Source organism: Microcystis sp. LE19-195.1E, from assembly GCF_027532095.1.
GTDB classification, from domain to species: domain Bacteria; phylum Cyanobacteriota; class Cyanobacteriia; order Cyanobacteriales; family Microcystaceae; genus Microcystis; species Microcystis aeruginosa.
Genome location: NZ_JAPZSZ010000053.1, coordinates 1 through 7262 on the forward strand (window position 1 = coordinate 1; position 7262 = coordinate 7262).

The window sequence follows — 7262 nt, forward strand, 5'->3', positions numbered from 1 at the left end:
AATTAAAGCAGCTCTAAAGAGTTTTGAGTTAAAAGTTAAACTTCAAGTTTTCATTCAGGACGAATGTACTGGTTAACTAATTTTTTGGGGAAAATTAGTTAACCAATCATTATAACATATAATTAATTTGCAAGAGTTCTATTGAGTATTTAGGGTTGGCTGAATAAATCTAAAAACCTTGTTGGGTAAGACTTTTAGACTTTTTGTCAATCAAAAAGTACCAGCGATTGGAGTGATTGGGGGGAAAATTCCGGGACTTTTTCCCTGAAAATTAGGTAATTGACCGTCTGAAAATGGGTAAAACCCTACACCCCACACCCCACACCCCACACCCTACCCCCACCAACAAACTTTTTGCCGCAAACCCTATTTAGTCAGTTAAATCTACATTTCGTAGCCAAACTTATTGGCATCTACTTCTTGTAAATTAATATCGATTAAACCGTATTCTAACCAGCGTTGGGAAACCTTGACCGCCATGGCAGGATCCGACTCCAAAGGTTCCCCCCATTCGTGGTCGGTTTCGGGATACATTTTAGTGGTGGCATCAATTCCCATTCTCCCCCCCAAACCGACCTTTTCGCTGGCAAAATCGAGGCTATCAAAGGGGGTTTCCGGGAGAATAAACACATCGCGAACTGGATCCACTTTAGAACTAATTGCCCAAACCACTTGCCGGGGGTCGCGAATATTAATCTCCTTATCGACGACGATGACAAATTTAGTATAGGTGAACTGGGGTAAGGCACTCCAAAAAGCTAAGGCCGCTCGCCGCGCTTGTCCGGGATAGGCTTTATCAATGGAGATAATCGCCGCTTTATAGCTTAAAGCCTCCATAGGTAGGAAAAAATCCCTGATTTCCGCCACCTGTTGCCGTAAAATCGGCGTATAAATACGATTAAGAGCGATCGCCATCATCGCTTCTTCCTTGGGAGGACGACCGCTAAAAGTGGTTAAATAAATGGGGTCGCGACGATGGGTCATGCAGTGGAAATGAATCAGGGGTGAATCTTCCACACCGCCATAGTAACCCATGTGATCACCAAAGGGTCCATCTGGCAATACCTCTCCGGGGGTAATTGTTCCTTCGAGGACGATTTCTGCGTCGGCCGGCACTTGCAAATCGAGGGTTTTACACTTGGCTAACTGTACCCCAGAACCGCCGTACAATCCCGCAAACAGCCATTCTGAGAGATCTACGGGGATAGGAGTGGCGGCGGCCATGATAATCAGAGGATCAACCCCTAAAGCAATGGCTATTTCCAATTTTTTGCCCATTTGTGCCGCTTTTCGCAGGTGACGCGCCCCACCGCGCACGGATAACCAGTGGACGGTCATGGTATTGTGAGACTGTAGCTGTAAGCGATAGACACCGACGTTAGGGGTTCCCGTTTCGCAATCTTTAGTAATTACTAGCCCTAGGGTGATAATCTGGCCTGCATCGCCCGGATAGGGGCGAATCATCGGAATTTTCTTTAAATCTACTTCATCCCCTTCTAAAATCACCTGTTGACAGGCAGGAAAAAAGTTACGGTTGGGTTTGGCTTTCAGGACATCAAATAAAACTTTACCAAAATCGATCGCTTGGGAGAGTTTTTTCGGCGGTTTCGGTTGTTGCAAGAGGGCGAGTTTTTTGCCTAAATCTTCCAATTCTTCGGGTTTATTCAGGTTCATCGCCCAACAGATGCGTTCTACGGTTCCCATCAGGTTAATAGCGACGGGAAACTCGGCCCCTTGCACGTTTTCAAACAGTAGGGCCGGTCCCCCCACCTGTAGCATCCGATTAGCGATCTCGGCAATTTCTAAATCGGCAGAGACCGATGCACTAATGCGGCGTAATTGCCCACGATCTTCTAAAAGCTTAATAAATCCTCGTAAGTCTCTAGCCATGATGAAGAAATGTAAATAAATCCCTGTCTCTATTATCTCTTAGGGCGGCAGTTTCCGTCAGGGATAGTCACCGTTTTGAGAGTTTGAGGCTATTCTCGTCTAGAATTAAGTAAAAAAATCCCCATCTCGCCAGCTTCATTCCTACGCCTAAATTTATGCTTATCCAGCCCAGAGGTCAACATGATTAAGGATATTGAAATTAGTAATTTTAGATGTTTTGAGCATACCAAAATTGAAGGTTTTGAGCGAGTTAATTTAATTGGTGGTAAAAACAATTCAGGGAAAACTGCCTTGTTAGAGGCAATATTTTTGTATAGTTATCCCTATCCAAATACTATTCATGAAGTCAGAGAATCTATTCGCAAGGAATCTTTAGCAGTTGTTCAGGCTGTTCCCAAAAATGCTTGGGATAATTTATTATTCAATCTTGATAGAGAAAATATTATTGAGTTAAAAGGCTCCCAATCTAATCAAGGGGATAAATTGGTAAAAATATCGATTTCCGATTCTCTTCAAGATACTGTTCTAGGCATCTCTGAAGATTGGCAAAAATTATATGATTTTATCGCTAAAAATAAATCAGTTATTTCTATCTTAAATATTCACACAAGTTTTGACCTCAAGAATGACTCAAAAGATAGTCAACTGAACTATTTTTTAATTGCTAGTTCTGAGGGAATACTAGCTTTACCTGATGCGGGTGATGATCAACCAGTAATCATTGCTGCATCTGTCAATAAATCTTTGGAAGAATTGAGCGAGTCCTATACTAAAATAGCTTTTAATGAACAGGAAGAAGAAGTGCTAAAAGCCTTGCAAATACTTGATCCTTCTATTAAAAAAATAGAAAGTTTTTTTCTTGGCAAACCAAATTTATACCTGAAAAGAAAAGAGACAAAACGCTTACCCATATCTCTGTTTGGTGAAGCTATTAATCGTCTGATAGAGATAATTATTACTCTGCTGCTTAATCCGCAAAAAATTATTTTTATCGATGAAATAGAAAATGGTCTTCACTATACTGCTTACCCAGATATTTGGAAAACTTTATTCCGATTAGCTATCGAACTAGATAGCCAAATTTTTGCCACAACCCATAGTTTAGAGATGATCCAAGCTTTTGCCGATGTGGGGTTAGAATATTATCCAGAACAGGGAGCCTATTTTGAACTAGCCAGAAGTCCCAGAACTGATAAAATTATCGGTATTAAAAGACAATTAAGCACTTTAGAGTACGCCTTAAAACATGGCAATGAGGTGAGAGGTGAGTAACTTATTAATCGTCGAGAGCAAGAATGATAAAATTTTTATCGAAGCCCTAGTGCAATACTTAAATTTTACCAAAATTCAGTTAGATAAACCGATTTGCTTTGAGGAAGATGACTATAAATGTTTACAGGGTTTAGATCAAGCTAAATTAACCAGCACTTTCGATGAAATTAAGGCGACTATTCGTAAAAAAGCTATCCCTAAAGTTGGTATTATTATCGATCAAGATTCTGATACTAAGACAGAGCGACTAAATTGGCTGAACGATTGTCTAAAAATGGTGTATCCAGAAGCGGAAGATATTAGAGAAACCAGTCAGCTTTATAGATTGACAACAATAGAAGATCAAATCACAGAATTTGCTTGTTATTTTACCAATGTGGACGGACAAGGAGAACTAGAAACAGTTCTCAAGAAGATTAAAAGTCAAGATTCCACCTATGCGGATTGTTTAGAAGACTGGAGAAATTGTTTAAACAAGCAAGGAAAATCGATTAGAGACAAAGATTTTGATAAGTTTTGGATTAGTAACTATTTACGATTTGATACCTGTTCCACAGAAGACAAAAAACAAGCTGGCAGGAAATGCAGTATGAATGTATTTGATTATGTTATGAAAAACAAACGTCATATTTGGAACTTTGAGCATGAGGTATTAAATGAACTCAAAGAATTTTTACAACTATTTGCTGTCTAATCAAAAATCCCCCTAGAAATCTAGAGGGATCGAGGGATATATGCAGTGCAATTTAGAAGTAAATTGTCCCACCCCAGCGCTCGTCTAGACGGGGAGCAACCAACATATAAGCGGCGACGTTATACACATCATCTTCGGTCAGATTGCGTAATTCTGGGAAGATATCGGGACGGCTAACATTGGGATGGAATTCGCTCAGATCATCTTCACCATCGTAACTGGTGGGATGTTCTAGATAATCAATCAATGCTAACAGATTATCTCTGGGGGGTTCCGCTTTTGCTAGATCGGCCAGACCCAAACTGACGTTATTATTAGTTTTGGTTTTACCTTGCAGGTGACACTTAGTACAATTGGCGACAAAAAGTTTCTGTCCTTCCGTCGCTTGTTCAGAAGTCAAAGTCACCGATTCCCCTGCATCATTGAGGGTGATGGTGAGGGTTTCTTGATCGAGTTCTAAGGCACTAGCGCCGTTAAGATTGAATTGTAATACAAAAAAAACTACAGCGATCGCTGCCACAATCAAACGTTTGATCATTGTTCTCCTACTCGCAATTGTTCCAAGAAAGGGAATTTTAAGGTGACTAAAAAATTTTCTCCTCTGGGAGGGTGTCGATCGATTCTAAGTGATCACGGACACCGAGAAGATCGCAGTTGGGAATAAAGTCAAGGGGACGTTTCCGTTTTCGAGGCGGTTACTCCTGAGCGTTTGGATAAAATCAGTGAGATAATTGCTTTAGCATCTTCTAGGGCGAGATTAGTCTGCCGATCTTTATAGGAGATGCCTAATTGGTCGCAAAGTGACAACACAGATTCATCGGCCAGATCGTACTCTGCCGCAATATCAGCGATCGATAGATCAGCAAAACCCATAGTCTAACGCACCCACCAAGGATAGAGAATACTTATTAGTCACCATAATTATCATGCCATTGCCGGGGACATTCTTAACAGTGATCAGTGATCGGGAGTCAGTAGCCGGTCGTCAGGAGTCAGGAGATTATTTTTATTTGTTCTCCCATCACCCCATCACCCCATCACCCCATCACCCCATCACCCCATCACCCCACTCCCCCATCACCCCATCACCCCACACCCTCAAAATTCCCTAATTTTCCCGACTTTTGCCTTTTTATTCCCTAAGATAGAGACTCGTGTAAACAAATTTAATTAAAATCGCAAAAAACCTGAAAAAATACTAAAATGTGATTAAGAATGTTATTTTTAGCGTTGTAAGGCTAAATCTTTCTCGATAACATTGTAATCATACCTCCACACTCTTTTGTACAAAGGACTGCACCTTTGTTAACTTATGGATATACAACTGATCAACATCGGCTTCGGTAATATTGTTTCCGCTAATCGGGTTATCGCCATCGTTAGCCCAGAATCTGCTCCTATCAAACGCATCATCAGTGATGCTCGGGATAAAGGCTGTTTAATCGATGCTACCTATGGAAGACGGACTCGTGCGGTGATCATCACCGATTCTAGTCATGTAGTGCTGTCGGCCATTCAACCAGAAACCGTGGCTCACCGTTTCGTGGTCAACAAGGAAGCGCCTGTTAATAGTAGCAACTAAGTTATTAACCCCATGCAACCCGGTCAATTAATTGTCATTACCGGCCCTAGCGGTGTGGGCAAGGGTACGCTAGTCCGGCATTTACTAACTCGTTTCCCTAACCTCTACCTGTCCGTATCCGCTACTACGCGCCCACCTCGACCGGGTGAAATTGAGGGGGAAGATTACTACTTTCTCGACCGTCCCAGTTTCGAGGAGAAAATGGCAGCCGGAGAATTTCTAGAATCGGCCGAATACGCGGGCAACTACTATGGGACACCCCAATCAGCGATCGCTGCTCAATTAGCAACAGGCCAGACCGTAATTCTAGAAATCGAATTAGAGGGAGCCAGACAGGTCTGTCAAAGCTTCCCCGAAGCGAGGAGAATCTTTATCCTACCCCCCAGTTTCGAGGAATTAGAACGTCGTTTGCGCGGCCGGGGCAAAGATGCCGAAACAGCGATCGCCCGCCGTCTAGAGCGCGCCCAAGAAGAATTAGCCGCCAGCGAGGAATTCCCCTATCAAATCGTCAACGATGACCTAGAAACCGCCCTAGATGCCATCGAGAAGATTATTTTTAGCCGTTAGCTGTTGGGGGTTAGGTGTTAGGTTTTGGGGTTTTAGGGTTTTGGGGTTTTAGTTGAAATTCCCCACTTCCCCACTTCCCCTAATCCTTATCCCCCATTCCCTAAGTTACCTAAAATATCGGATGAATACCCCCGCTACATTTTTCGATAAGATACTCACAAAAATTAGCGGGGGATGAAATCCGACCAGAATATCAATGACCCTGAGCGAAGTCGAAGGGTCAGCAACGGAGCATCGGTTTAATTCTACCATCTGTAGGTAAACTGTGTTATAATTAGTTTAACCAATGGTCGTGGATTGTTAGATGCTAGTCGTAAAAGCAAAGCTAAAAAACGGAACCCCAGAGCAATATCACCAGCTTGATGAAGCTATCAAAACTTCTCAGTTTGTGCGTAACTCTTGTGTTCGTTATTGGATAGAAAATAAAGGAACAACCCGCAATGATCTCCAAAAACTTTGTGCGGTACTAGCTAATAATAAAGAGACACCTTGGGTTAATAAATTAAACTCTCAAGCTCGTCAATCGGCTGCTGATAGAGCCTGGCAATCAATTACTAGGTTTTACCAGAATTGTCATGCTAAGATACTTGGGAAAAAGGGTTTTCCTCGGTTCAAAAAGCATAGCCGTTCCGTTGAGTATAAACTAACGGGCTACAAACTATCTGATAATCGACGTAAAATCAGATTTACCGATGGCTTTAAAGCAGGAGAATTTGATTTATGGTGTAGTCAAAAAACCTTAGTTTATTATTCAGAACAACAGATTAAACGAGTAAGAGTTGTTAGACGTGCTGACGGTTATTATTGCCAGTTTCTGATTGACGTAGAACGGCAAGAATACCATAAACCGACGGGACAAATAACAGGAATTGACTTAGGGTTAAAGGAATTTTATACCGATGCCCAAGGTAATACTGTAGAGAATCCACGTTATTTAAGAAAGTCAGAAAAACGACTGAAAAAAGCACAAAGGAGATTATCCAAAAAGTTTCGTCAAGGAAAGAAACAGTCCAAAAACTATCACAAGCAACGGATAAAAGTAGCTAGGCTTCATCTTAAAGTGTCAAGACAGCGTAAAGACAAAGCAATTAAAGACGCTTTGGCGTTAGTCCAGTGTAATGATCTGGTAGTCTATGAAACTTTAAAGGTAAGAAACTTAGTCAAAAACCGTAAGCTTGCCAAGTCGATTAGTGATGCTTCTTGGTATCAATTCACTGAATGGTTGAATTATTTTGCCAAGATTTATCGGATTGTTTG

General features: G+C 41.6%; 9 protein-coding genes. 6 read left to right on the forward strand and 3 right to left on the reverse strand.

The genetic code is table 11. The features are described 5' to 3' along the window. Nucleotides 1-384: 384 nt before the first annotated feature. Entirely contained in the window at nucleotides 385-1890 is a 1506-nt protein-coding gene (locus tag O9300_RS03315) for a UbiD family decarboxylase (protein WP_287970044.1), read from the reverse strand. Between the two features lie 180 nt (nucleotides 1891-2070). Here O9300_RS03315 and O9300_RS03320 point away from each other — a divergent pair, with 180 nt between their 5' ends. Both O9300_RS03320 and O9300_RS03325 read left to right on the forward strand, forming a co-directional pair. Further along, nucleotides 2071-3162: an AAA family ATPase gene (locus O9300_RS03320; RefSeq protein WP_287970046.1), complete on the forward strand. Its 1092-nt coding sequence runs from the start codon at nucleotides 2071-2073 to the stop codon at nucleotides 3160-3162. Beyond that, complete coding sequence (locus O9300_RS03325; protein WP_287731429.1) at nucleotides 3155-3856, forward strand: DUF3226 domain-containing protein; 702 nt, start codon at nucleotides 3155-3157, stop codon at nucleotides 3854-3856. Before O9300_RS03320 ends, O9300_RS03325 begins: the two co-directional genes overlap by 8 nt. 52 nt (nucleotides 3857-3908) lie before the next feature. Here O9300_RS03325 and psbV read toward each other — a convergent pair whose 3' ends face one another. Next, nucleotides 3909-4394, reverse strand: coding sequence for a photosystem II cytochrome c-550 (gene psbV / locus O9300_RS03330; RefSeq protein ID WP_287731428.1), 486 nt, complete (start codon nucleotides 4392-4394; stop codon nucleotides 3909-3911). A 128-nt stretch (nucleotides 4395-4522) separates the two neighbouring features. Continuing rightward, complete coding sequence (locus tag O9300_RS03335; protein ID WP_004268575.1) at nucleotides 4523-4729, reverse strand: hypothetical protein; 207 nt, start codon at nucleotides 4727-4729, stop codon at nucleotides 4523-4525. Between the two features lie 80 nt (nucleotides 4730-4809). Between O9300_RS03335 and O9300_RS03340 the strand changes: the two genes are divergently transcribed. The 4 genes from O9300_RS03340 to O9300_RS03355 form a co-directional block, all read left to right on the forward strand. Beyond that, entirely contained in the window at nucleotides 4810-4968 is a 159-nt protein-coding gene (locus O9300_RS03340) for a hypothetical protein (RefSeq protein ID WP_287970047.1), read from the forward strand. 200 nt (nucleotides 4969-5168) lie between these two features. Next, complete coding sequence (remA, locus tag O9300_RS03345) at nucleotides 5169-5438, forward strand: extracellular matrix/biofilm regulator RemA (protein ID WP_002737924.1); 270 nt, start codon at nucleotides 5169-5171, stop codon at nucleotides 5436-5438. Nucleotides 5439-5450: 12 nt separating this feature from the next. Beyond that, nucleotides 5451-6005: a guanylate kinase gene (gene gmk / locus O9300_RS03350; RefSeq protein WP_147069694.1), complete on the forward strand. Its 555-nt coding sequence runs from the start codon at nucleotides 5451-5453 to the stop codon at nucleotides 6003-6005. A gap of 304 nt (nucleotides 6006-6309) precedes the next feature. Next, a partial coding sequence (locus O9300_RS03355; RefSeq protein ID WP_287970048.1) for an RNA-guided endonuclease InsQ/TnpB family protein occupies nucleotides 6310-7262 on the forward strand: 953 nt, incomplete at its 3' end.

What these genes read in the sequence shown, in the direction of transcription:
- gmk (WP_147069694.1), top strand. Translation starts at nt 5,451, where the DNA reads ATGCAACCCGGTCAATTAATTGTCATTACCGGCCCTAGCGGTGTGGGC.
- O9300_RS03320 (WP_287970046.1), top strand. Translation starts at nt 2,071, where the DNA reads ATGATTAAGGATATTGAAATTAGTAATTTTAGATGTTTTGAGCATACC.
- O9300_RS03335 (WP_004268575.1), bottom strand. Translation starts at nt 4,729, where the DNA reads ATGGGTTTTGCTGATCTATCGATCGCTGATATTGCGGCAGAGTACGAT.
- psbV (WP_287731428.1), bottom strand. Translation starts at nt 4,394, where the DNA reads ATGATCAAACGTTTGATTGTGGCAGCGATCGCTGTAGTTTTTTTTGTA.
- O9300_RS03315 (WP_287970044.1), bottom strand. Translation starts at nt 1,890, where the DNA reads ATGGCTAGAGACTTACGAGGATTTATTAAGCTTTTAGAAGATCGTGGG.
- remA (WP_002737924.1), top strand. Translation starts at nt 5,169, where the DNA reads ATGGATATACAACTGATCAACATCGGCTTCGGTAATATTGTTTCCGCT.